The organism is Gluconacetobacter tumulisoli (assembly GCF_014174155.1).
GTDB lineage: Bacteria > Pseudomonadota > Alphaproteobacteria > Acetobacterales > Acetobacteraceae > Gluconacetobacter > Gluconacetobacter tumulisoli.
In genome coordinates, this window is the sequence record NZ_JABEQM010000004.1 from 1 (window position 1) to 24684 (window position 24684).

The following is a 24684-nucleotide window of genomic DNA, read 5'->3' on the forward strand; positions in this document are numbered from 1 at the left end:
CGATACAGCAGATCCACCAGGCAATGGTCGAATTTCGATACCATCAGCAGCACCTTCGTCCGCGTCCGGTTGTCCTTCAGCGTCCAGTCCATCCCGAACCGTTCGGCAAGGCCGGCCAACGCCGCGCGCGGTACGTCGGACACCGCATCGGGATCGACGGGACCAAAGACCACGCGCATGAAGAAATGGCGGCTTTCGGTATCGTCGAACTGCTGCGCCTCGGTGATGTTCATGCCCAGGTCGAACAGGAGCTGCCCGATCGCGGCAACGATGCCGGGTCGGTTGAAGCAACTGAGCGTCAGCGTGTACGCCACCCTGCCCTGCGCTTCGGACGGCATTACTGTACTGGGGACGACAGGCGTCATGACGGCCTGCACACCAGGAGAGGGTAACGATCCATGACCATGGCTCTCATCCGTTCGGTTAAATCACCGTAACGATACGCCGTCCAAGGATGCTTATAAGAATTACTTATCGATTGCCGGCGGCCAGGCGCCGTCGTTCAGTCGACGCCATCCACTACCACGTGCGGCTGGCCGCGCGAACAGGTTTCGACCCGCGCGCGGACACCATAGACCTGATGCAGCATCGGGGTCGTGATGACGTCCCGCGCAGTCCCCGCCCCTTCGATCCGGCCGCGACGCAGCATGACAACGTGATCGGCCTGCTGAAGCGCGATATTCAGGTCATGCAGGACTACGACCGTCACCATTCCCCGTTCGCGGGTTTCCTGCCGGACGAACTTCATGACCGAGAACTGATGATGCAGGTCTAGGGCGCTGAGGGGTTCGTCGAGCAGCAGGATCTCCGGCTGCCGGACCAGCGCCTGCGCCAGGCCGACAAGCTGCCTTTGTCCCCCCGACAATTCGTCCATGTAGCGCAGCGCCAGGTCATCCACCCCCAAGCGGCCCAGGACCTCCAGCGCCTCGCTGACTTCGTCGTCCTCCCAATCGTCGGCCGGTGCGGCCGCACGCCGGGCGGCGATCACGGATTCCAGGACCTGGAGATGGACCGGCGGCGGCAGGGCCTGGGGCAGATAGACGCAATGCCGCGCGCGGGCGGCCGGACGCATGCGCGACAATTCCAGGTCGCCGAAACGGACGATGGCGCCCGATGGCTCGATCCCCGCCAGGGCGCGCAGCAGCGTCGACTTGCCGCTGCCATTGGGACCCAGCAGCGCCGATACCGCCCCGACCGGCAGCGAGCCGACCGACAGATCGTCCAGCACCGTGCGGCGTCCGTAGCGCACCGTGACATGCGTCGCCGTCAGGCCGGTCACGATGCCACCTGCCGCCGCAGCACGATCGCCAGGAAGAAGGGTATTCCTACCAGCGCCGTGACAATCCCCACCGGCACGATCACCCCCGGCAGCACCGTGCGCGCCGCAACCGCCGACAGCGACATGATCAGGCACCCCACAAGAACGCTGCCGGGCAGATAGAACCGGTGGTCCTCGCCCAGCAGCCGGCGCGCGATGTGCGGCGCCACCAGTCCCACGAACCCGATCGTGCCCACGAAGGACACCGCCAGCGCCGACAGCACGCTGATCCGCAGCAGGGCCATGATCCTGACCCGACGGACATCGATGCCGAAGCTCGCGGCCCGTTCCTCGCCCATCCGCAGGGCGGTCAGCGACCAGGAGGCGCGGAAGGACAGCGGCAGGATCACCGCGCAGGCCGTGGCAAGGATGCCCAGCTTGGACCAGTTCGCCCGGGTCAGGCTGCCCATGGTCCAGAAGACCAGGTCCTGCAGCGCGTCCTCGCTGGCCACGAACTGCACCAGCGACACCAGGGCATGGAAGGTAAAGACCAATGCGATGCCGAACAGCACCACCGTGCTGGTTGAGGCGTCGCGCAATCGCGAGACAAGATCGAGCAGGAAGGCGGACGCGATCGCGAAGGCGAACGCATCCGCCGACACCACCCATTCCGCCGGCACGCCGGGGATCTGCCATTGCAGGACGATGGCCAGCGACGCGCCGAACGCCGCCGCGGCCGATACGCCCAGGGTGAAGGGACTGGCCAGCGGATTGTTGAGGATCGTCTGCATTTCGGCCCCCGACAGGCCCAGCGCCGCGCCGACGCACACCGCCATCAGGGCATAGGGCAGCCGGATCTGCCAGACGATCACGCTCTGCCCCGCCGGGCCGTCATGCGGGTGCAGCAGGATCCGCAGCAATGTCGCGGGCGACATGCCCGACGGCCCCAGCGCGAAATCCAGCACCACCGACCCCAGGATCAGGATGCCCAGCACCGCCAGGATCGACACGCGCCGCCGCAGCAGCCGCCGGTAGGCGTCGCGGACATGCCCGACCCGCTCCGCCGCCAGCAGCACGCGCGCGCCCGCATCCCGCCCGGCCGTCGCGCGGGCGCCCGTCATCGTGACGTGGTCGTTCATCGGGCGTTCATGGCCGGGCGTCGACCCAGTACGTCCCGCTGTCAGGTACGGGCAGGAAACGGGAATACAGTTCCGCCTTTGTCGCCTGCGGATCGACGTCGCCGAACAGGTCGGGATGGAACCATTTCGCCATCACTTCGACGGCAAGGATATTGTAGGGCGAGTCATAGAACGAATGCCACAGCCCGTAGGCATGCCCGTCGCGGACCGCGCGAAGGGTGGAAATCCCCGGGCGTTGAAGGACCGCCTGCACCGACGCGCGCGCCATGGCTTCGTCCACCTCGGCGCCCATGTGCACGGCAAGGCCTTTGAAGGCCGGGCCCTTCGTCCCGTCGACGATATAGATGTCAGGGTCGGATGCGATCACCTGTTCCAGCGCGATGTCGCCGATATAGCCGGGCAGCAGCGGGGCCGCGATGTTTCGGCCGCCGGCGGCCTCGATGAACGCGCCCATATTGCCCTTGCCCGCCGTATGGCAGCAGGCTTCACGGGTGCCGGCCAGCATTTCCAGGAACACCGTCGGGCGCGACGCCGGGGGCAGGTTGGCGACCCGGTTGCGGATCCGGTCCAGATGGGACTGGTAGAAGGCGATATACGCCTCGGCCTCGGCCCGGCGATCCAGGGCCTGGCCCAGGATGCGCATGGACGGAACCGTGTCGTCCAGGGGATGGGCCCGGAAATCCACGAACACCACCGGAACATGTGCGCTTTCCAGTTGCGCGACCAGTTCGCTCGACGCCCCGGGGCCATGCCCGCTGATCGACAGGATCGCCAGGTCGGGACGCAGGTCCAGCACCTTTTCGGGGCTGACGGTATCGGCGGTCGTCTTGCCGATCAACGCGACCTTCGCCGCGGCGGGGAACGCGGCCACATATCGATCATAGCTCTGGGCGTCGGCCTCGCGGAATTCGCCCTGCCAGCCGACGATCCGGTCGAAAAGGTGCTTTTTTTCCAGCGGCGCCAACGCGTAGATCAGGCGCCCCTCGCCCAGGACGATCCGGTGGACATGGGCCGGAATATCGACCTTGCGGCCGGCCAGATCGGTGATCGTCTCCGCCCGGGCACCGGTCGATATCGCCAGGGCGACCGCGATACAGGCGATCGTCCGCAGGAAACCGCGCCGGTGCTTTCGAATGGATACGACCATCAACATATTCTCCCGCCTGTCATCCGCCACATTCGGGCCGCTTCGCGGACGCGGCCCCCAGATTGTGCTGGTGTGACGACCCTCTTTCCCGACCGGGCGTGGCCATGCCGCCGAGTGGTGATCTGCTTCACGACGTTCTTACCCCCATCACCGGACACTGAGAAGCATTCGCGGGAAAATCGCTCCACCCCGCATACCTCATATGTCCAGGTCGGATCGCCGTCAGGGGGATTTCCGGACGGGTTTGTCCCTCAGTGTCGCCCGGGCCGGCGCAGCAGGATCCGGACCGAGCCCTGGTTCGCGGCATGGGGATGAACCACAGCGAGAATGTGCGGGCGCAGGTCGGATCGCCCCAGCCAGAGCGGCAATTCGCGTCGCAGCACCCCGCCGCCCTGACCCGATCCGAGGCCGGTAATGACCTCGACGCACCTGGTATTGTCGGCGCGCGCCTGGGTCAGGAAGGCATGAAGACGGAGGAATGCCGTCTGGGCATTCTGCCCATGGAGGTCCAGCGTCCGGGTTGGGCGGAGCTTCCCGCTGACCAGGGATCGCCAGCTGGTATCGTCGATACCCGGCCGGCGGACACCGATTTCCATGGTCGCGTTCGATGGAACCCGTGTGTACGACGGGCCGGGCGGCCGACCGGGAGGCGCCGGGAAAGCGTCCCCCTCCGTCGCCGGGGCCCGGGCACGTGCCGCATCACCCGGCGCGCGTGAGGCCGGCGTCGCCGGTGCGGACTGGGCTGGACCGCCGGTCGGTTCCGGCGTCCGGACGGTCGCGGCGTCGCGACGGGCCAGCGGGGTGATGCCCCGCACGAACGCCGTCCAGAGCGCCTGCTCGTCTTCCCTGAGAATCCGCCGACGGCGCACGCATATCCCTCCACCTCCGCCGATCTGCGCAACCCGGCGCCGTCACATCCGTGCGGATCACGACTTCTTAACGGGTCGCCCAGCCGGGGACAAAGTCCGAAGCGGATATCGCCGGTTACTGCGCGGCGTCGGTCAGCATCCGCCCCTGGTAGGTCCCCGTCAGGGTCTGCAGGAACGCCACGATATCGGCGACATCATGGTCGGACAGGTCATGGTCCGGCGTCTGGTAACGCGCCATCTCCCGCACGGCCTGTTCCAGCGTCTTGACACTGCCGTCGTGGAAGTAGGGGGCGGTCAGGGCGATATTGCGCAGGTTCGGCACCTTGAAACGTTCGCGGTCGTCGTCCGAATGGGTCACCGTGTAACGCCCTTCGTCGGCATCGGTCACCTTGCCGCCTCGGTCGGCGAAATAGTTGCCTTCCAGCCCCATCACCTCGAACGCCTGACCGCCCAACGACACCCCCGTATGGCAGCCGGAGCAGCCGACGCTCTTGAACAGGGCATAGCCGTTCTTCTCCTGCGCGTTCAGCGCCTGCGTGTCGCCCTTCAGGTAGCGGTCGAACCGGCTGTCGGGCGTGATCAGCGTCTTTTCATACTCGGCGATCGCGGCGGTAATCCTGTCCTTGGTGATATCGTCCGATCCGAAGGCGGCTTGGAACGCCGCTACATAGGTCGGGTCCTGCTTCAGGGCATCGGCGACCTGTCCCCAGTCGTGCGATCCCATTTCCAGCGGGTTCATCACCGGTCCGGCAGCCTGGTCGGCCAGGGTGGCGGCCCGCCCGTTCCAGAACTGGCTCTGGTTGAAGACGGCGTCATAGACCGTCGGTACGTTGATCGGACCATGCTGGTCGTTAATGCCCAGCGCGGTCACACGACCGTCCACCCCGCCACGATCCAGCCCGTGACAACTGGCGCAATTGAGCGTGCCATTGCCGGACAGCTGCTTGTCGAAGAACAGGCGTTGGCCCAGCGCCACCTTGCTGTCGTCGACCGGCAGCGTTTCCGGGATCGGCTGGACCGGTTCGACCGCAAACTGGGCGCTTACCCCCGGCGTGGCGTAATGGGCGCGCCGTTCGTCGGCAATCCATGCCAGCAGCGCGTCACGCTGGGCCTGCGACATGTGGGCGTGCCAGTGCATCAGCAGGTACAAGGTCGGGGGCATGCGGTTCTGGCGGACGACTTCCTCGATCCGTGCCAATTGCTCTTCGGACGGGACCGTGCCGTTCTGGAACGCCTCGATGACCGGTTCGATCCGGAAGTGACGCAGGCCCTGATCCAGGTCGCGCTGCATCAGCTGGTTCGCCACGGGCACATGGAAATAGAACGGCAGGTCGGTATTGCGCGCGTGGCAATAATCACACCGGGCCTCGCGAATCACATTGAATGCGGCCAATGCTGTCGGATTGCCTAGTGTCGGTGAATGCGTACCCAAATTCGGGGCGGTTTCATGATCAAAATGGGTCAGATACCCGACGACACCGCCATAGGCGACGCAGCCGAGTGCGGCGACCGACAGAATTACCTTACGCACCGACACATCCACTCTCCTCTCTCGTCAGGAGACCGGTCTGGCCCATCGGTTATTGGGCTGTCAAAATAATATTTTCCATCAAAACGATCGAACGGTTCGATAATACCGGCGGACTGCCGGTCATTTCATCGCGTGCGCCAGCCGTTCCCGCGCCACCTTGACGTACGCGGCGTCCAGTTCGATCCCGATCCCGCGCGCCCCCTCCTCGGCCGCCGCGACCAGCGTCGTGCCGGTGCCCATGAACGGATCGAGGACCACCGCGTCCGGCTGGCCGTGCAGTCGGATGCACATCTGCGGCAGGCGCAGCGGGAACGTTCCGGGATGGTTGAATTTCTGCGCCTTTCCCTGCACCGTCTCGTAGGGAATGAACCAGGTATCGCCCCGGCAGCGGCGATCCTGCGCGTGGCCGCGGCGTGCGATGTTCGACTTGTCCTTGTACGGCACGCCGATCTCCAGCCTGCGCAGCGCCACGTTGCCCGACCGCGTGAGGTGAAACAGGTGTTCGTGGTTCCGGTGGAGATACCGCGTGCTGTTCACCGGCTTGAAATGACCGAACGTGTCATCCTCGACCGATACCGACTTGATCCAGCTGATATGATTCTGCAGGTGAAAGATCGCGCGCAGGCGCACCGCCAGTTCGAACGGGATCCAGGGCTGCGCCGACGAGCCTGCGATATTCAGGAAGAACGATCCGTCCGGCCGCAGCACGCGATGCAGTTCGGCCGCGACCTCCATCATCCAGTCCAGATATTGCGTCTCGGCCAGGCGATCGCTGTAGGTGCGGTAATCCAGGCCGATATTATAGGGCGGCGACGTCACCACCACGTCGACCGATTCCGCCTCCATGCGCCGCAGCACCCGCAGGCAATCCCCCCGGACCAACAGGTGCGGCCCCACCGGATAGCGCTGGGTGCGGACGGGGCGCGTTGCCACGGGGGCCGCCCCCTTGGCCGCGGCCTCTGCCTTGCGTCGCCGTTCGGTCATATCCCGCCAATCGTCCGTGCCCGCGTCACGACCCGCCGCCCTGGGCCTGGACCACGACGGGACGCGGCAGGAACACTACCATCCGCCCATGCTGGCGCAGTTTTCCGGCCGTCTGTTCCGCGTCGGTGCCCCAGCCCAGATAAAGATCCGCCCGCGATGCCCCCTGGATATCCGTACCGATATCCTGCGCGAACACCAGGCGTCGCCATGTGGCGGCCGAGGGGTCGGGCAGTTTCGTCTCGACCCAGATCGGGGCACCCAGCGGGATGACCCGCCGATCGATTGCCGCCGATTGCCCGGGACTGAGCGGCACGCCCATCGCGCCGGGTGCACCCTGGTCGACATAGACATTGTCCAGCAGGTTGAAGAAGACGTAGTTCGGATTCTCCTCCATCGTGACGCGGGCCTCGCCGGGATGGGCGGCCAGCCAGGCGCGGATCGACTGCATGCTGACATCGTCCTCGGCCATCGCACCGTCACGGATCAGGACCCGGCCCAACGGCACGTAGTCCAGTCCGTTCTTGCCGCCGAATCCCAGGCGTACCACCTGTCCGCTGGGCAGCCGCACCCGGCCCGATCCCTGGATCTGCAGGAAGAACAGGTCGGCCGAATCGGCAACCCACAGCAATTCCAGGTGCCGGCCGGACAACGCGCCGGCATCGATCTGCGCCCGCGACCAGTACGGGACGAACTGTCCACCCTGCCAGCGCCCCGCCACCATGCGGCCGTCCGTGGCCCGTGTCCTGACCAGGTCATCCGGCACGCGGTAGACCGGGGTCTGGTAGATCCCGCCACGTGTCAGCGACCCCCGGATCTCCGGTTCGTAATAGCCGGTGAACAGCGCCGACCCGTCGCCGGTGCGAACCGGCTGGAACCAGCGTTCGTAGAACGCCTGTGCCGCCTGGGCATCACCGGTGGGCAGGGAAGCCGCCGCCCGGCATGCCGGCAGCCAGTCGCCGACATGCGCGCCCAGGCCGCTGTCCGATCCCAGCGTCGCATCGGCCGGCAGACGACCCAGATAGCGGCATTCGGACAGGAAGACCGGGATGGATTGCTGGGCGGCATCCGCCCCCCACCCTTCGAGGTCGGAGAAGGCGACAGACTGGCGCCCGCCACTTTCGTTCTGCGCGGCACAGGCAGACAACAGGGCGATGGCGGCGGCGCCGACGCCCCGCAGGATTCTGGACGTAAGAAAGTTGGACAACGACAGAGCCAGACCGTTCGTAAAAGGAAAGAGCGCCAGAAAGCAGAAAATTAAGGAAAGAATCAGGCGCTGCGGCTTGCTGCCAGACGCCAGGCCGCGCCGGTGATCGTAACGCCCAACAGACGTTCGAATGTCCACAAATCCGAAAACTCGGTCACTGAATCGGTGCCGGATACCGGTTGGCCGTCCTTGTCCAGGGTCAGGCTGATCTGGTCGGATACGATCCGGACATCGATCCGCGCATGGGCGGCGCCGTCGCGTTCCTCGATCGCGGCGTCGACGATGGCCAAGCTGGTGACGGCCCGAACCTCGGCCTTCTGGGTTTCGCCCAATTGCTCCCGCGACCGGATTGCGCCCTCGAACGCCGTCATGGCGTTGGCGGTCAGGCGTTCGCGCAGCATGGCGACGTCGCCGGCGGCGAAGGCCAGGACGATCTGCTGAAACGAGGCCTCGACACCCTTGAGGAACTGGGCCGGCACGAAATCACGCTCGCGTCGCGCGATCTCGGCCAGGACCTGCCCCACCCGGGTTTCGGGCGCAGGCACGTCATAATCCGTCAGCGGCGCCGGGGCTTCGGGCCGTCCCTCGATCACCGGTCCGGGTCGCGGCGCCGGCATGGGCTGGGGCCGCGGTTCGGCCCCCACGCGCGTTCCCAGGATGCTGCGCAGCCGCAATGCCAGGAATGCGGCGATCAGGCCGAACAGCACCAGATCGAACGGAAAATGATCGAACGAGAAATCCATCACCATGCCCATCAGAGGCGACCCGGACAGGCCGGCCCGCAGGTCAGAAGTCGCCCCTACACATAGGCAAGGCCCCGGTCGGACACAATGCGGCACCCCGCGCAAACGGGGAATCGGGAAAATCCGCATGCCCGGCCCATCGAGGTTGGCGAACGTCGCCGGGCATGCTACCGCCGGAACCTGCTTTCCGTCTTCTGCGTGCAAGGAAGTTCTCGTTCATGTCCGACACGACTCAGCCCCCCTCCGACGGCGCCCAGGGCGTCCCGCCGGCGTTGCCGCTGACCATCAATCTGCAGTACACCAAGGACCTGTCGTTCGAAGTCCCGGCCGGTGCCGAGATCTTCGCGACGTTGCGCGCGAACCCCCAGATTTCCGTCAATATCGACGTCCAGGCCAATCGCCTGCAGCAGGACCACCCGGTCTTCGAGGTGGTGCTGTCGATCAAGGCCGAAGCGCTGGAAGCGCCGGAAAAGGAAGGCGCCGCCCCGGGCCGCGCCGTGTTCATCGCGGAACTGGCCTATGCCGCGATCGTCACGCTGACGAACGCGCCCGACGAACTTGTCGAGCCGATTCTGCTGGTCGAAGTGCCGCGCCTGATCTTCCCCTATGTCCGCAACATCATCAGCGAGGTCACGCGTGACGGCGGTTTCCCGCCCGTCGTGCTGCAGCCGATCGATTTCGTGGCCCTGTGGCAGGCCAAGCGCAGCAGCTTCCCCCAGACCGCCGGCAACGCCTGATCCGATCCGGGAGTGATTCCGGAAGGCCTGTGGACGGCGTGCCGCCGCGGGCCACGGATCACCGCGTGATGATCTGCCGATGCTGTCCCAGCCGGGACAGCATCGCCCCGCCGTCGGGATGGTCGGCGATTTCGATTCCCCGCCATGCCGCCGCAGCCAGGGCCACCCCTGTCCGGGGGGATATGGCGATCGCCCTGACCCCATGCAGCGCCCCCATCCCGTCCGGCGGCAACGCCGCCAGGAACTGGCGCGCCGTTTCGGGGGAATAGAACAAGGCGGCCTCCACGGACCCGCGCGCCAGGGCATTGAGGACATCCCGCCCCAGGTTGCCGGCCGGATCGACCGTATAGACACATCGGCGATTGACCTGGAATTCCGCCTGCCGCAGGCCCGATGCCAGCTCGCCGCCATATCCCTTCGCCGTCGCCAGCAGCAGCGAACCGCGCCGTGGATCCAGCCGCGCGCGGAGCAGGCCCAGCAGCGCCTCGGCCGTTCCGCCGGCCGCCGTGACGTCGTCAAATCCGGCATCGCGTGCGCGCCGCGCCGTCGCCTCCCCCACCGTAAAAATCGGCATCTCCGGCGGCACCCGTCCCGCAAGGGCGGCAATCGCCTGGCCGCTGGTCAGAAGGATGGCCTGCGTCCGGCCACCCGGCAGGGCAAGCGGGCGGGTCCCGATCCGCAGCATCGGCGCGGCATAAGGACGCCATCCCAGGGCCCGCACGTCAGCCAGGGTCTCGCTCAGGCCGGGTTCGGGACGCGTGACCAGAACACCGGGCGGGACCAGGTCGTCAGTCCGCAAAAATATCCGACGGGCTGTCCGCCCGCAGACTGTGCCCCAGTTCGCGTCCCAGCCGTTCGGCATCGGCCGGGGCACCCGTCGCGACGCGGCGCAGCAGGAACGACCCGTCCTCTCGCGCGACCAGGCCCGTCAGGCGCAGGGTCGGATCCTGGCCGGGCCCACCCGGCACCAAGCGGGCATAACCGCCGATCGGCGTGCGGCAGGATCCGTCCAGTTCGGCCAGCAGCGCCCGCTCGGCCGTGGCCACGGCGCGGGCCTCGTAATCCTCGATCGCCGCCAGAAGCTCGCGCAGTTCCACATCGCTTTCGCGAACCGTGACCCCCACAATGCCCTGGCCCGCCGCCGGCACCATGATTTCGGGATCCAGCACGACGTCGGCGCGGTCCTCCATGCCCAGGCGGCGCAGCCCGGCCAGGGCCAGCAACGTGGCGTCGCACTGCCGTGCCGCCAGCTTGTCCAGCCGCGTCTGGACGTTGCCGCGCAGCAGGCCGAACCGCAGGTCGGGGCGGACATGCAGCATCTGCGCCTGCCGCCGGACCGAGGCGCAGCCGACCAGCGCATCACGCGGCAGGGCGGCGAACGGGTCCGACGCCTCCGCCTTCTCCAGGCCCGGCCCCAGGATCAGCACGTCGCGCGCGTCTTCGCGCCGCAGGGTGCAGGCCAGTACCAGCCCGGGTGGCAGCGTGGTTTCCAAATCCTTCAGGCTGTGCACCGCGAAGTCGATGCGGCCGTCGGACAATGCGTCGTGGATTTCCTTGGCGAACAGGCCCTTCCCGCCGATCTCCGCCAGGCGGCGGTTCTGGACCTGGTCGCCCGTCGTGCTGATCTGGTGTTCCTGGAACGCCCCCATGTCGCGCAGCACCGGGCAGAACCGCGTCAGCACCGTCAGGAACGCCCGCGTCTGCACCAGCGCCAGGGGTGACGCCCGCGTGCCCACACGCAGCGGCAATTGCCGGCGATGATGGGTTTCGGGGCGCTGCAAGCCCTGCTTCTGGCGCGCGGCGGCCTCGGCCGCGACCTTCTGCAGCGCGGACGACGGATCAGGGACGGGAGATCGGGCAAAATCCATGCTCTGTCTCTATTACCGCGACGGGACGAAGGAAAGGTGACATAACGCCCGGCGGAGCTGTATTTTATGCAATGATGATGTCGCCCACGCCCGCCCCCACGTCCGTGCCGACGCCGGTACTGGCCATCGAGTCGTCCTGCGACGATACCGCCTGCGCCATCGTTGCGGTCGACGGCGCCATCCTGGCCGAGGCCGTGCTGTCGCAATCCGGGCATATTCCCTTTGGCGGCGTGGTGCCCGAAATAGCTGCCCGGGCCCACCTGGCCGCCCTGCCGGCGCTGGTGCGCCACACGCTGGACCGCGCCGGCCTGGCGCCGTCCGGGCTGGGCGCGATCGCGGCCAGCACCGGGCCGGGCCTGATCGGCGGGCTGATCGTCGGCGCGGGGGTCGCCAAGGGGCTGGCCGTCGCGCTGGACCGGCCGTTCGTGGCCGTCAACCATATCGAGGCCCATGCCCTGACCGCTCGCCTGCCGGGCCTGGTGCCGGGCGGCGCGCCGTTTCCCTATCTGCTGCTGCTGGTGTCGGGCGGCCACTGCCAGTGCATCGCCGTCGAGGGCGTGGGCCGGTACAGGAAGCTGGGCGGCACGATCGACGACGCGGCGGGCGAGGCCTTCGACAAGGTCGCCAAGATGCTCGGCCTGGGCTGGCCGGGCGGACCGGCGGTCGAGGCCCTGGCCACCGAGGGCGATCCCGCGCCCTATCCCCTGCCCCGCCCGCTGTTCGGCCGGCCCGGGTGCGATTTTTCCTTCTCGGGCCTGAAAACGGCGGTGGCGCAGAAACTGGCGCCGTTCGCGGCGGACGCGCTGCCCCGGGCCGCAGCCGCCGGCATCGCGGCCAGTTTCCAGGACGCCGTGGCCGATATCGTCGCCGACCGCGTCGCCCATGCGCTGGACATGATGCCCGGGGCGACGCTGCTGGTCGCGGCGGGCGGGGTCGCGGCCAATACCCGGTTGCGCGCCTGCCTGACCGACCTTGCGGTCTCACGCGGCCTGCCCTTCGCGGCCCCGCCGCTGCGCCTGTGCACGGACAACGCGGTCATGGTCGCCTGGGCGGCGATCGAAACCCTGCGCGAACGCCAGACCCGGGGAATGCCCCCCGCGGACGACCTGGACCTGCTGCCCCGTCCCCGCTGGCCGCTGGAGCAGATGGCCGAACGGTTTCCCACGACCGCCTCGCCGGTCTAGACCCACGGCATGAACTACCGCCACGCCTATCACGCCGGCAATTTTGCCGACTGCATGAAGCATGCGCTTCTGGTCCTGCTGTTGCAGGCGCTGCGTCGCAAGCCCGCACCGTTTTCCGTCCTGGACACCCATGCCGGAATCGGACGCTATGACCTGACGGGCGATCAGGCCGGGCGCACCGGCGAATGGCGGGCGGGAATCGGACGCCTGCTGGATGGGGCGACGACGCCGGATGGGCCGCTTGAATCCTATCTGGACCTGGTTCGCCAGGCCGGGGCGCCGGATTTCTATCCCGGATCGCCGCAGATCGCCGCCATGATGCTGCGTCCGCAGGACCGGCTGGTCTGCTGCGAACTCCACCCCGACGACAGCCGTACGCTGCGTGCGCTGTTCGTGGGCAATCCCCAGGTTTCGGTCCATGCGCGCGACGGCTATGCCGCGCTGGGCGCGCTGCTGCCCCCACGCGACGCACGGCGCGGGCTGGTGCTGATCGACCCGCCCTTCGAGCAACCGGATGAATTCCAGCGCCTGACGGCGGGAATCGTCACCGCGCGCCGCCGATTCGCCACGGGGATCGTCGCGGCCTGGTATCCGATCAAGCATCGCGCCCCTGTCAGGGCGTTTCACGATTCGCTGCGCGATTCGGGGCTGCGGAATATCGTCGTCGTGGAACTGACCCTGCGGCCGCCCCTGGATCCATCGTGCCTGAACGGCTGCGGCATGCTAGTGGCCGGTCCGCCGTTCGGATTCGTCGAACAGGCCCTTCCGGCGATGCGCGCGCTGACCCACCTCTCGCCTGACGGAATGGGAGAGGCCGCCATCACCCGGATCGTCGAGGAATAGGATCATGACCGTTTCGCGCATCGCCGTCATCGGCGCCGGGGCCTGGGGCATCGCTCTGGCGACGCAGGCCGCCCGGGCCGGGGCGCAGGTTCATCTCTGGGCCCGGCGGCCCGAAACCCTGACCGCCGAACGTACCCTGCCGCGCCTGCCGCAGGCCGTGCTGCCGGCCTCGGTCACCGTGACATCGGCCATGCCCGCGCAGGCGGACGCCGTGCTGCTGGCGGTGCCCATGCAGCATCTGCGCGCGGTGCTGGACCATATTCCGCCCTCCGGGCCGATGATCGCATGCTGCAAGGGGGTGGAACGCGACAGCCTGGCCCTGCCGCTCGACATCATCGCCGATCGCCATCCCGGGCTGCCGCGCGCCGTCCTGTCGGGGCCCAATTTCGCCCACGAGGTCGCACAGGGCCTGCCGACAGCCGCGGTGCTGGCCTGCGACGACGGGGGACTGGCACGTCATCTGGCCGACCACCTGACGACCCCGGCCTTCCGCCTCTATGCCAGCGACGATACCATCGGCGTGCAGATCGGCGGGGCGGCGAAGAACGTCATCGCCATCGCCGCAGGCGCCACAATCGGCGCCGGCCTGGGTGAAAACGCGCGGGCGTCGCTGATCACCCGGGGCGTCGCCGAACTGGGCCGCCTGGCCGAGGGGCTGGGCGGACGGATGACCACCCTGTCGGGGCTGGCGGGCATCGGCGACCTGATCCTGACCTGCACCGGCCCATCCTCGCGCAATTTCAGCCTGGGCCTGGCGCTGGGACGCGGCGAGTCGCTGGATTCGATCCTCGGCCAGCGCACCACGGTGGCCGAGGGCGTCACGACCGCGCCGGCGATCCTGGCCCTGGCTCGCGCGCACGGCATCGCCGTGCCGGTGATCGAAACGGTGTCCCTGCTGCTGGCGGGCGACATCGACCTGCTTTCGGCGCGGGACAGGCTGCTCAGCCGGCCCGTGGGGACGGAATAGGCCCAGCCGCCCGACCGGATCGTCACAGCACGAACATGCCCGCGATCGTGGCGCTCATGAAGTTCGAGAGCGATCCGGCCAGCACGGCGCGCAGGCCCATCGATGCGATTTCCGCCCGTCGCTCGGGCGCGACACTGCCGAATCCCGCGATCAGGATTCCCACCGACGACAGGTTGGAAAAGCCGCACAGCGCGAACGAAGCGATCGCCAACGTGCGGGCGTCCAGCGTCGCCTGGTGGAAATGCGGGGACAGCGACAGGTAGGCGACGAATTCGTTGAACACCAGTTTCTGGCCCATGATCGCGCCGACGACCCCGCATTCGCGCCACGGCACCCCGATCAGCCACGCCAGCGGCGCGAACAGCACCCCGAAAATGCGTTCCAGCGACAGGCCGGCGAGCCCCAGCCAGTCGCCCAGGCCATGGATCATGCCATTGGCCAGGGCGATCAGGCCGATGAAGGCGATCAGCATGCTGCCGACCGCGACCGCCACGGCGACGCCGCTGGCGGACCCCACGGCGATGGCCTCGAACACATTCACCGGGTGTTCATGCCCGAAGGCGAGGTCGAGATGCGTGATCCGCGTCTCCTCGCGGGTAGGCATGATGATCTTGGCGAACAGCAGGCCGCCTGGAATCGCCATGACGGACGCGGCCAGAAGATAGTCCATCGGCACGCCCAGCCCCGCATAGCCCGCTAGCACCGATCCCGCGACCGAGGCCGTGCCGCTGGACATCACCGCGAACAGCTCGGCCCGGGTCAGCAGCGGGACGTAGGGCCGCAGGGCCACCGGCATCTCGCTCTGCCCCAGGAAGATGGTCGTGACGGCGGAAAACGATTCCATCGTCGAGGTGCCCAGCGCGCGGCGCACCACGCCGCCCAGCACGGCGGCGAGGCGCTGCATGACCCGGTAGTAATACAGGATGGCGATCAACGCCGAGATATAGACGATCTGCGGCAGGATCCGCAGCGCGAAGACGAATCCGTTGCCGGGAAACAGCGTGTTCATCCGGTCGTCGACCAGCCCGCCGAACAGGAAGGCGGTTCCCTGCATCCCGTATCCCAGCACGGTGTTGACCACGGTGGACACAGCGTGCAGCACCTGCCGCCCCGCCGGGACGAACAGCACCAACCCGCCCAGCGCAACCTGCATCGCAACCGCCGCCGCGACCACCCGAACGCGTATGCCCCGCCGATCCGTCGACACGGCAACTGCCAGGCCGATCAGGACCGCGATGCCCAGAAGTCCCCGAAGGACGGCCATCCTGCCTCACCAATACAATCCTGCAACGACACTGTGCGTTGCGGATTGCGCTGTCCAGACCGTCCGTGGGCAGATGGGCAGGCGGCGGAAACTGCTTTAGGCTGTTGTCCGGACAGATTGCGAGAGACAGAATCGGCTCCATGACGACCGCATACGACTTCACCCTTCCGGCCCTCGACGGCGGCACGATCAACCTCGGCGCCCTGCGCGGCAAGCCCGTGCTGATCGTGAACACCGCATCGAAATGCGGCTTTACCCCGCAATTCGAGGGCCTGCAGGCGCTGTGGTCGTTCTACCGCGGCAATGACCTGACGATCATCGGCGTGCCGTCGAACGATTTCGGCAACCAGGAACCCGGCTCGGCCGATCAGATCGCGACCTTCTGCAGCCGCAATTACAGCGTCACTTTCCCCATGGCGGCACGCAGCCACGTCAAGGGCGACGGTTGCCTGCCGCTGTTCCGCTGGATCGCGCAGGAAGGCGGGTTCCTGGCACGACCGCGCTGGAATTTCTACAAATACCTGATCGGACGCGACGGGCACCTGGCCGACTGGTTCGTCAGCACGACCTCGCCCGAATCGCGCCGCATGCGGCTGGCGATCGAACGCGCGATCCTGGATCACTGAATCCAGCCTCCGGATCACAGATCGGAACGACCGCGCCGGCGTCAGCCGCGCCCCGCACGCGGCAATTGCGTCGGGCCCGCGTCCATATGAAACTGCGTCCTCCGCCCGGCCGTACATGGCCGGGCGACGTCATGCCGCCCGGAGGCCCCCCTTGCTCAGAGGTTTTCTTACCGTCGGCGGCTGGACGATGCTCAGTCGCGTTCTGGGCCTGGTGCGCGACCAGATCCTGGCAGCGCTTCTGGGGGCCGGTCCGATCCAGGATGCCTACCAGATCGCCTTCCGCCTGCCGAACATGTTCCGCCGCCTGTTCGGCGAGGGCGCGTTGAACGCGGCGTTCGTCCCACTGTTCTCCGCCACGCTGACCGCCGAGGGCGAGGAACCCGCCCGCCGCTTCGCCAGCGAGACGCTCAGCGTTCTCCTGACCTGGCTGACCCTGATCGCCGTGGCGGGCGAGATCTTCATGCCGCAGGTCCTGCGCGTCATCGCGCCGGGTTTCTCGCACGAGGGCACGCGCTATGCCATGGCTGTGACCCTCAGCCGCATCACCTTTCCCTACCTGGTGCTGATCTGCGGGGCGGCGCTGGTCTCCGGCGTGCTGAACGGACTGCACCGCTTCGGGGTCGCGGCGGCGGCCTACGTGACGTTCAACGTCGTCGGCATCGCCGCGATCTTTCTGCTGACGCCCTTGACCGGGGACGTAGCGCGGGCTTCGGCCTGGGGCATCACGGCCTCGGGCGTCGTGCAGTTCGGGCTGTTGCTGGTCGCGGCCCGACGGGCAGGATTCCGCCTGACGCTGGTGCCCCCGCATCTCAGCGCGCGCATCCGCATCCTGATCGGGCGCATGGCCATCGGCTGCCTGGGCAGCGGAATCACCCAGATCAACCTGATGGTCGATACGATGATCGGCACCCTGCTGCCCCCCGGCAGCGTGTCGCTGATGTATTTCGCCGACCGCGTGAACCAGCTTCCGCTGGGCGTCCTGGGGGCTGCCGCCGGGACCACGCTGCTGCCGGTCCTGGCCCGCCACGTGACGGCGGAGGACGTCGACAGCGCCCACGCGACGCAGAACCGCGCGATCGAATATGCCCTGATCCTGACCCTGCCATCGGCGCTGGCGCTGGTGGTCCTGGCCGAACCGATCATGGCGACCCTGTTCGGCCACGGGGCGTTTACCGCGCGGGATGCCGCGCTGTCGGCGCAGTCGTTGCGTGCCTATGCCGTGGGACTGCCGGCGTTCGTGCTGGTCAAGGTACTGTCCCCCGGCTTCTTTGCGCGCGGCGACACCGCGACGCCGGTGCGAATCGGGATGGCCACGCTGCTGCTGAATTTCGTGCTGAACCTGGCCCTGATGCGGCCGCTTGCCCATATGGGCCCACCCCTGGCCAGCAGCATCGCCGCGACCGTCAACGTGGTGATGCTGGTCGTGCTGCTGTCGCGCCGGGGCGCCCTTCGGGTGGGCGGTCCGACAGTATCCCGCGTCGCACGGATGGCCGTCGCGGCGGTGAGTATGGTGGCGGTCCTGGCCGCGCTGGAGATGACGCCGCTGGGGCGTCTGGCCGTCCAGCCCGGACCGCAGCGGATCATGTGCCTCGGGCTGCTGATCGCGGCCGGCATGACGACGTACGGGGTGGGACTTCAGGCCCTGGGGATCGTCGACCTTCGTGCCGTCGTCGCCGCCCTGCGGGCGCGCCTGGCTCGTCGGCGGGGCCGGCCTGCCTGACAAATCAGGCAGGCTTGCGGAAGCGCAGGGTCATCCGGTCGCTCTCGCCGATCGCATCATATGTCGTATGATCGAAGGACGGATCGGGCTGGCCGCTGGCGGAACTGGCGCGCGTCGGCGGCAGGGTCCAGACCCCGAACGGATGTTTCTTGTCGTCGCGCGGATTGGCGTTGATCTCTGACGACGCGTCCAGCTGCAGGCCGGCACGGGTCGCCGCCTGCACCACCGTCGACACGGCGACATAGCCGCTGGCGGCCCCGGCTTCCTGCGGGACGGGGTCGGCGCGATGCTCCTCCACCGCCAGGATGCCGCCGGGCTTCAGCGCCGCGTCCACCACGCCCATCGCGTGATCCAGATACCCGCCGCCGATCCAGTTATGAATTTCCCGCGCTGTCAGGATCAGGTCGACACTGCCCGGATCGGCCAGCGGTCCCGAATTCGGCCCGAAGGACACGTCGCGAATATGGCCGTAGTGCGCCACATCGCTGAACAGCCCGTCGAATCGGGTCCGTGCGGCCCCCATGTCGCCCAGTCCGGCGATGTACGTCCCCCCGGTCCGCGCGGCGTACGGGGCGAGGATCCGCGTCCAGTATCCGCTGCCCGGCTGCAGGTCGATGATGGTCATGCCCGGCCGCAGCCCCCAGAACCGAAGCGATGCATAGGGATGCCGCCAGCGGTCGCGCGCCCGGTCGGCCGCCGGCCGGCTGGGCGACGCGATGATCCCGCGCAGCATCAGCGCATCGCCGCCCGACGCGGCCCGCGCCACCAGCGACGGCGCCCCCGCCGCCAGCGCCGCCCAGCCCAGAACCGACCGCCGGCCACATGATCCTGTCATCGCTTCACCGTCCTTCTCTTGTTTCCGCTCCCGTCCTCGGGTGCGGCCCCGACAGGATGCACGGGATCGCCGCCCATGCCACCCCGCGAATCCGGATCGGGTACGGTCCGATTCGTGGGTGGCACAACGGACGCGCGCCCTATACACAGAACGTCATGACGCTTCCTTCGCCGGACGGCGCCACCCCGGCAATGGCGCAATGGTTTTCCCTCAAGGCCGAACATCCCGAAGCCCTGCTGTTTTTTCGCATGGGCGATTTCTATGAACTGTTCTTCTCGGACGCCGAGGCCGCGTCGGCGGCGCTGGACATCGCGCTGACGACGCGCGGAACGCATGGCGACATCGCGATCCCGATGTGCGGCGTACCCGTCGGTGCCGCGTCGACCTATCTGGCGCGGCTGATCCGGCGCGGCTTCCGCGTCGCGGTGGCGGAGCAGACCGAACCCCCGCGCAAACCCGGAAAGGGTGGTCCCAAGGGACCGCTGGCCCGCGCCGTCGTGCGCCTGGTCACCCCCGGCACCCTGACCGAGGATGAACTGCTGGAGGCCGGACGGCAGAACCTGCTGGTGGCGGTCGCACCCCAGGCGGGCCGCGCCGCGGCCGCACGCGGCTGGGGCGTCGCCTGGATCGATATTTCCACCGGCACGTTTGAAACCGCGCACGTCGCACCGGACGGGCTGATGAACCTGCTGGGCCGCCTGGACCCGGCCGAAATCCTGGCAAGCGGAGATGTCGACCTGGGCGATTTCGCCGCGCGCCGCGCGCCCGAGGTCCTGGTGCCGCAGGTCGCGACCGCGCGACGCCGCATGGCCGAGACATTCAACGCCGCCAGCCTGGATGCCTTCGGTACCTTTTCCGACGAGGAAGCCGTCGCCGGCGCCATGGCGCTGGAGTACATACGGCGCAGCCAGGCCGGACAGATGCCCCGGCTGGCGCGGCCGCGTCCCCATGACGACGGCGGCACCCTGGGCCTGGATCCGGCGACGCGCACCAGCCTCGACCTGCTGCGCACCCGCGAAGGCGGCAGCGAGCACACGCTGTTCGCCAGCGTCTGCCGTACCGTCACGGCCCCGGGCAACCGCCTGTTGGCCGAATGGATCGCCGCCCCGCTGACCCGGCCCGACGCGATCGCCGCCCGCCAGGAAGGCTGGTCATGGATGCTGGACGAAGGCGGCGTGCGTGCGACCCTGCGCCAGGGATTGCGCGGCACGCCCGACATCGCCCGCGCCCTGGGACGGCTGTCTCTGGGACGCGGCCTGCCGCGCGACGCCGCGGCGATCCGCGACGGCCTGGCCACCGCGCGGCGCATCGCCCGCGCCCTGTCCGACGGACGGACGCCGCCCCCGCCTCTGTTGGCCGGACTGCTCGGCCATCTGGGCGAGGCCACGGCGCTGGAGGCCCGGCTGGGCCAGGCCCTGGCCGCCGACCTGCCCGCCCGGCTGGAGGATGGCGGGGTCATCGCCGCCGGATTCGACCCGGAGCTGGACGCTGAACGCGCCCTGCGTGACGACAGTCGCCGGGTCATCGCCGGGCTGCAGAACGACTATGCCCAGAAATTCGGGCTGGCCAGCCTGAAGATCCGCCATCACGCGCAGTTGGGCTATGTCGTCGAGGTCCCGGCGGCAGCGGCGGGCCGCCTGCGCGAACGGACGGACCTGATCCTGCGCCAGGGCACCGCCAGCGCGTCGCGCTTTTCGACCGAGGAACTGGTCAGCCTGGACCGCCGGATCGCCGAGGCCGCTGAGCGCGCCGCCACGCGCGAACGCCTGGTGTTCGCCACCCTGGTCCGCGACATCCTGGACGAAGCCGCCCTGCCCCAGATCGCCGAGGCGCTGGCGCTGCTGGATGTCCTGCAATCCTGCGCCGACCTGGCGGCCGGGGGGATGTGGTGCAGGCCGGAGGTCGGGGACGACGCGTCCTTCATGCTCGTGTCCTGCCGCCATCCGGTGGTCGAGGCCGCCCTGCCCCGCAGCGAGCGGTTCACGCCCAATGACTGCTCGCTCGACCCCGCGCGGCGCGTGATGCTGCTGACGGGTCCGAACATGGCCGGCAAATCGACCTTCCTGCGCCAGAACGCGCTGGCGGTCATCCTGGCGCAGGCCGGATTGCCGGTGCCCGCCAAATCGGCGCGCATCGGTGTTGTCGACCGCCTGTTCTCACGCGTGGGTGCGTCGGACGACCTGGCGCGCGGCCGATCGACCTTCATGGTGGAAATGACCGAGACCGCGGCCATCCTGAACCAGGCGGGCCCGCGATCCCTGGTGGTGGTGGACGAGATCGGGCGCGGCACCGCGACCCTGGACGGCCTGGCCATCGCATGGTCCGTGCTGGAAGCCATGCATTCCACGTTACGCTGCCGCTCCATTTTCGCAACGCATTTCCATGAACTGGCGGAGCTGGCCGAGAGCCTGCCCCGCCTGTCGCCCCATACAATGAGCGTACGGGAATGGAGGGGGCAGGTCGTCTTCCAGCACGAGGTCGTGCCCGGATCGGCGCGGCGCAGCTGGGGCGTCCATGTCGCGCGGCTGGCCGGCGTGCCGGAACCCGTTGTCCGCCGCGCCGCGCGGCTGCTGGCGGGACTGGAGAAGGAGCGCGCCACCGGCACGCGGCCGCTGCCGCTTTTCGCCCCGGCGGACAGCGACGGAGGCCAGGAAACCGCGGCCGGCTCCGGACAGGACCTGCCGCCGGCCGTCCGCGACATGCTGGACCGCCTGGACCCGGACGAGCTGACGCCCCGGACTGCGCTGGACGCGGTCTATGCGCTCAAGAAACTGATGCTTGAAGAATCCGGGCATCTAGACCACGGATAATGGAGTGTCGGGCATCCGTCCGACCGCAAGCCTGTGCAGGACACCGATCAGCCCGCGATGTCGACCTCGTCTTTCCCGTCCCTGTCCGTCAGGGACCTGATCCAGAGCCTCGCGACCGCCCTCCGTCCTGCGGATGGACAAGGGTCCCTGCCGCGCGAGGAGGCAATCGCCCTGTTCCGCCGCCATCTCGCCCGCTTCCAGGGCGCAGTGCGCGAGGAGTTCGAGGCCGATCGCCTGCGCGGCGCCACCGCTGCCAAACAGCTGGCGCTGCATACGGACGGCATGATCCGCACGCTGGTGGATTTCGCACTGGACCATGCCCTGGCCGATTCGGTCGGACCGGGGGCCCGGACCCTGGCGGTCGCCGCGACGGGCGGATACGGACGTGGGATGCTGGCCCCGTTCAGCGATATCGACCTGCTGTTCCTGACACCCGAGGACCCATCGGCCGATGTCAGCCGCGTGGTGGAATATATCCTGTATTTCCTGTGGGACCTGGGCCTGAAGGTCGGCCACGCCACGCGGTCGATCCCGCAATGCATCGCCGAGGCCGAAGCCGACACCACCGTCCGCACCACCCTGCTGGACGCCCGCCTGCTGGCGGGCGACAAGTCGCTGTTCGCGATGTTCGAGGCCCGCTACATCGTCGCCTGCGTCGAGGCCGGGGCTGCGCGCTTCATCGCCGACAAGCGCCAGGAACGCACATCCCGCCATCACCGCTTCGGCGACAGCCCGTATCTGGTCGAACCCAACGTCAAGGAAGGCCGGGGCGGCCTGCGTGACCTGCAGACGCTGTACTGGATGTGCCGCTACACCTTCGGCACCCGTCACGTCTCGGACCTGCTGGCCCCTGGGTTCAGCAAGCTTGGCCTGCTGACGGAACAGGAGGCCAAGCGCGCCCGACGGTCCTGGAATTTCCTGTGGAGCGTGCGGCTGCATCTTCACTATATTTCCGGCCGGGCCGAGGAACGCCTGACCTTCGATGTCCAACCGGTGGTGGGTGCGCGCATGGGCTATACCCGCCATGGGCGGCAGGTCGGCGTCGAACGCTTCATGCGGCATTATTTCCTGACGGTGCGCGAGGTCATGCGTCTGACGCATGTGCTGGAACCCGCCGTGCTGCGCCAGGCGCTGGGCCCGACTGCCAATGCGCCGCAGGCGGACACCGCGATGCGCGATGCGGGATTCACCGTGCTGGACGGCCAGATCCTTCCCGAACGCGGGACGTCCTTCGATGCCGAGCCCATCCAGATGATGCGGCTGCTGGAATGGGCGCGCACGCGCAAGCTGCCGATCCATCCGCTGGCCATGCACCAGATGATCCGCTGGGAGCGCCGCGCGGCCAGCCTGCGCGGTGACGTCGAGGCGTCGCGTATTTTCCTGGACCTGCTGTGCGGCGCCCCGCCGGAACGCGCACCCCGCCTCGCCCACGCGCCCGAGGGCGAGCATCCGCCAGCAGATGAAACGCCTAGTTTCCACGCGACGGCACAGGACCGTCGCCAGGGCAACGCCTACTGGCTGCATATCCTGAACGAGACGGGGATCATGGGGCGGCTGCTGCCCGACTGGTCGCGGATCGTGGGCCAGATGCAGTTCGACACCTACCACGTCTTCACCGTCGACGAGCATACGATCGAGGCGATCAGGATCCTGGGCCGAATCGAGCACGGGGCGATGGCCGACGAGATCCCGCTGGCCTACGACCTGGCGCGTAACCTGCAATCGCGCCGCGCGCTGTATATGGCCGTCCTGCTGCATGACATCGCCAAGGGGCGTGGCGGCGACCATTCGGAGCTGGGTTCGGAGATCGCGCTGGAGGTCTGCCCCGAGCTGGGCCTGAGCGGCGAGGAGACCGAGACCGTATCGTGGCTGGTGCTGCATCACCTGCTGCTCAGCCACACCGCCTTCCAGCGCGATATCGACGACCCCAAGACCATCCTGGACCTTGCCGATACCATCCAGTCGCCCGAACGGCTGCGCCTGCTGCTGCTGCTGACCATCGTGGACATGCGTGCGGTCAGCCCGCGCGTGTGGAACGCCTGGAAGGCCACCCTACTGCATGAGCTGTACATCCGCGTGGCCGAGGTCCTGGAAGGGGGCTTGGCCACGACCGAACGCGACGTGCGCGTGGCGCGCGCCAAGGACGCGGCGGCCGACATGCTGGACGAGGACGGGTTCACCCGGGAACAGGCCGAGCATTTCCTCGGCCTGGGCTATGGCAGCTACTGGCTGTCCTTCGACCAGGATACCCACGCCCGCCATGCCCGTCTGATTCGCGAATCCGAGGCCCAGAGCGCGCCGCTGACGATCGAGACCCAGCCCCTGCCCGCGCGCGGCGTGACCGAGGTGACGATCTACACCGCCGACCATCCGGGCCTGTTCTCGCGCATCGCCGGCGCGCTGGCGATCGCCGGGGCGTCCATCGTCGATGCGCGGATTCACACGCTGATCAACGGCATGGCGCTGGACACGTTCTGGATCCAGGATGCCGGCGGCGAGGCGTTCGAGGAACCGCACCAGCTGGTCAGGCTTTCCACCCTGGTGGAGCAGGCGCTGTCCGGCCGGGTCGATATCGGCAAGGAGATCATCTGCAGCGGACGGTCGCGCTACGGACGGCGCATGCGCGCGATCCATGTGCCGCCGCGCGTCGTGATCGACAACCGCGCATCGAATACCTACACGGTCATCGAGATCAACGGCCGCGACCGGCCCGGTCTGCTGCATGACGTGACCCATGCCATCAGCGACCAGAAGCTGCAGATCGCCTCGGCCCACATCACGACCTACGGCGTCCGTGCCGTCGACGTGTTCTACGTCAAGGACCTGTTCGGCCTGAAAATCACCGACGACGGCCGCCTGGGCGAAATCCGGGAGGCCCTGCTGGCCGGCCTGCGCCAGGCCGAGGAAGCGGCCATCGGCGACGTGACACAGGCGTTGGAAACCATCATCGCCTGA

21 protein-coding genes are annotated in these 24684 nt (G+C 68.2%); 8 read left to right on the forward strand and 13 right to left on the reverse strand.

The window, feature by feature from the left end:
• From HLH28_RS06025 to HLH28_RS06065, 9 genes are all read right to left on the reverse strand, one after another.
• The coding region (locus HLH28_RS06025; RefSeq protein ID WP_246395725.1) for an ACT domain-containing protein at nt 1–365 on the reverse strand (365 nt) is incomplete at its 3' end.
• A 137-nt stretch (nt 366–502) separates the two neighbouring features.
• The gene (locus tag HLH28_RS06030) at nt 503–1279 is read right to left on the reverse strand and encodes an ATP-binding cassette domain-containing protein (RefSeq protein ID WP_182956101.1); all 777 of its coding nucleotides are present in this window, start codon (nt 1277–1279) and stop codon (nt 503–505) included.
• Nucleotides 1276–2379: a FecCD family ABC transporter permease gene (locus HLH28_RS06035; protein ID WP_408869825.1), complete on the reverse strand. Its 1104-nt coding sequence runs from the start codon at nt 2377–2379 to the stop codon at nt 1276–1278. The genes HLH28_RS06030 and HLH28_RS06035 overlap by 4 nt, the downstream gene beginning before the upstream one ends.
• A 25-nt stretch (nt 2380–2404) precedes the next feature.
• Nucleotides 2405–3544, reverse strand: a complete 1140-nt coding sequence (locus HLH28_RS06040) for an ABC transporter substrate-binding protein (RefSeq protein ID WP_275943714.1) — start codon at nt 3542–3544, stop codon at nt 2405–2407.
• Nucleotides 3545–3795: 251 nt separating this feature from the next.
• On the reverse strand, nt 3796–4413 hold the full coding sequence (locus HLH28_RS06045) for a Smr/MutS family protein (RefSeq protein WP_182956107.1): 618 nt from the start codon (nt 4411–4413) through the stop codon (nt 3796–3798).
• A gap of 115 nt (nt 4414–4528) precedes the next feature.
• On the reverse strand, nt 4529–5944 hold the full coding sequence (locus HLH28_RS06050) for a cytochrome-c peroxidase (protein ID WP_338029671.1): 1416 nt from the start codon (nt 5942–5944) through the stop codon (nt 4529–4531).
• A gap of 120 nt (nt 5945–6064) precedes the next feature.
• On the reverse strand, nt 6065–6928 hold the full coding sequence (locus tag HLH28_RS06055; protein ID WP_182956113.1) for a DNA-methyltransferase: 864 nt from the start codon (nt 6926–6928) through the stop codon (nt 6065–6067).
• A 25-nt stretch (nt 6929–6953) separates the two neighbouring features.
• Nucleotides 6954–8132 (reverse strand): murein transglycosylase A, encoded by a 1179-nt coding sequence (gene mltA / locus HLH28_RS06060; RefSeq protein ID WP_182956116.1) that lies wholly within the window; start codon nt 8130–8132, stop codon nt 6954–6956.
• Nucleotides 8133–8194: 62 nt separating this feature from the next.
• Nucleotides 8195–8875 carry a Tim44/TimA family putative adaptor protein gene (locus HLH28_RS06065; RefSeq protein WP_182956857.1) on the reverse strand — a complete coding sequence of 227 codons (681 nt, stop codon included), beginning with the start codon at nt 8873–8875 and terminating at the stop codon, nt 8195–8197.
• A 218-nt stretch (nt 8876–9093) separates the two neighbouring features.
• Between HLH28_RS06065 and secB the strand changes: the two genes are divergently transcribed.
• Nucleotides 9094–9612 carry a protein-export chaperone SecB gene (gene secB / locus HLH28_RS06070; protein ID WP_182956121.1) on the forward strand — a complete coding sequence of 173 codons (519 nt, stop codon included), beginning with the start codon at nt 9094–9096 and terminating at the stop codon, nt 9610–9612.
• Between the two features lie 58 nt (nt 9613–9670).
• On the opposite strand, the gene HLH28_RS06075 is transcribed toward secB, so the two are convergent.
• The gene (locus HLH28_RS06075) at nt 9671–10411 is read right to left on the reverse strand and encodes a uroporphyrinogen-III synthase (protein WP_246395726.1); all 741 of its coding nucleotides are present in this window, start codon (nt 10409–10411) and stop codon (nt 9671–9673) included.
• Complete coding sequence (hemC, locus tag HLH28_RS06080; RefSeq protein WP_182956126.1) at nt 10401–11480, reverse strand: hydroxymethylbilane synthase; 1080 nt, start codon at nt 11478–11480, stop codon at nt 10401–10403. Before hemC ends, HLH28_RS06075 begins: the two co-directional genes overlap by 11 nt.
• 71 nt (nt 11481–11551) lie before the next feature.
• On the opposite strand from hemC, the gene tsaD reads away from it, so the two are divergent.
• From tsaD to HLH28_RS06095, 3 genes are read left to right on the forward strand one after another with little or no spacing between them, the layout of a single operon-like run.
• Complete coding sequence (tsaD, locus tag HLH28_RS06085) at nt 11552–12664, forward strand: tRNA (adenosine(37)-N6)-threonylcarbamoyltransferase complex transferase subunit TsaD (RefSeq protein ID WP_182956130.1); 1113 nt, start codon at nt 11552–11554, stop codon at nt 12662–12664.
• Between the two features lie 9 nt (nt 12665–12673).
• Nucleotides 12674–13507, forward strand: a complete 834-nt coding sequence (locus HLH28_RS06090; RefSeq protein WP_182956133.1) for a 23S rRNA (adenine(2030)-N(6))-methyltransferase RlmJ — start codon at nt 12674–12676, stop codon at nt 13505–13507.
• Nucleotides 13508–13511: 4 nt separating this feature from the next.
• Entirely contained in the window at nt 13512–14474 is a 963-nt protein-coding gene (locus tag HLH28_RS06095) for an NAD(P)H-dependent glycerol-3-phosphate dehydrogenase (protein WP_182956136.1), read from the forward strand.
• Nucleotides 14475–14496: 22 nt separating this feature from the next.
• On the opposite strand, the gene HLH28_RS06100 is transcribed toward HLH28_RS06095, so the two are convergent.
• Nucleotides 14497–15738 carry a NupC/NupG family nucleoside CNT transporter gene (locus HLH28_RS06100; protein WP_182956138.1) on the reverse strand — a complete coding sequence of 414 codons (1242 nt, stop codon included), beginning with the start codon at nt 15736–15738 and terminating at the stop codon, nt 14497–14499.
• A 140-nt stretch (nt 15739–15878) separates the two neighbouring features.
• On the opposite strand from HLH28_RS06100, the gene HLH28_RS06105 reads away from it, so the two are divergent.
• Together HLH28_RS06105 and murJ are read left to right on the forward strand one after the other, a co-directional pair.
• Nucleotides 15879–16364, forward strand: a complete 486-nt coding sequence (locus tag HLH28_RS06105; RefSeq protein ID WP_182956141.1) for a glutathione peroxidase — start codon at nt 15879–15881, stop codon at nt 16362–16364.
• A 151-nt stretch (nt 16365–16515) separates the two neighbouring features.
• Entirely contained in the window at nt 16516–18084 is a 1569-nt protein-coding gene (gene murJ / locus HLH28_RS06110) for a murein biosynthesis integral membrane protein MurJ (protein WP_182956144.1), read from the forward strand.
• A gap of 4 nt (nt 18085–18088) precedes the next feature.
• Here murJ and HLH28_RS06115 read toward each other — a convergent pair whose 3' ends face one another.
• Nucleotides 18089–18919, reverse strand: a complete 831-nt coding sequence (locus HLH28_RS06115) for a class I SAM-dependent methyltransferase (protein ID WP_182956147.1) — start codon at nt 18917–18919, stop codon at nt 18089–18091.
• Nucleotides 18920–19074: 155 nt separating this feature from the next.
• Between HLH28_RS06115 and mutS the strand changes: the two genes are divergently transcribed.
• Both mutS and HLH28_RS06125 read left to right on the forward strand, forming a co-directional pair.
• Complete coding sequence (gene mutS / locus HLH28_RS06120; RefSeq protein WP_182956150.1) at nt 19075–21729, forward strand: DNA mismatch repair protein MutS; 2655 nt, start codon at nt 19075–19077, stop codon at nt 21727–21729.
• Between the two features lie 57 nt (nt 21730–21786).
• Nucleotides 21787–24684, forward strand: a complete 2898-nt coding sequence (locus HLH28_RS06125; RefSeq protein ID WP_182956154.1) for a [protein-PII] uridylyltransferase — start codon at nt 21787–21789, stop codon at nt 24682–24684.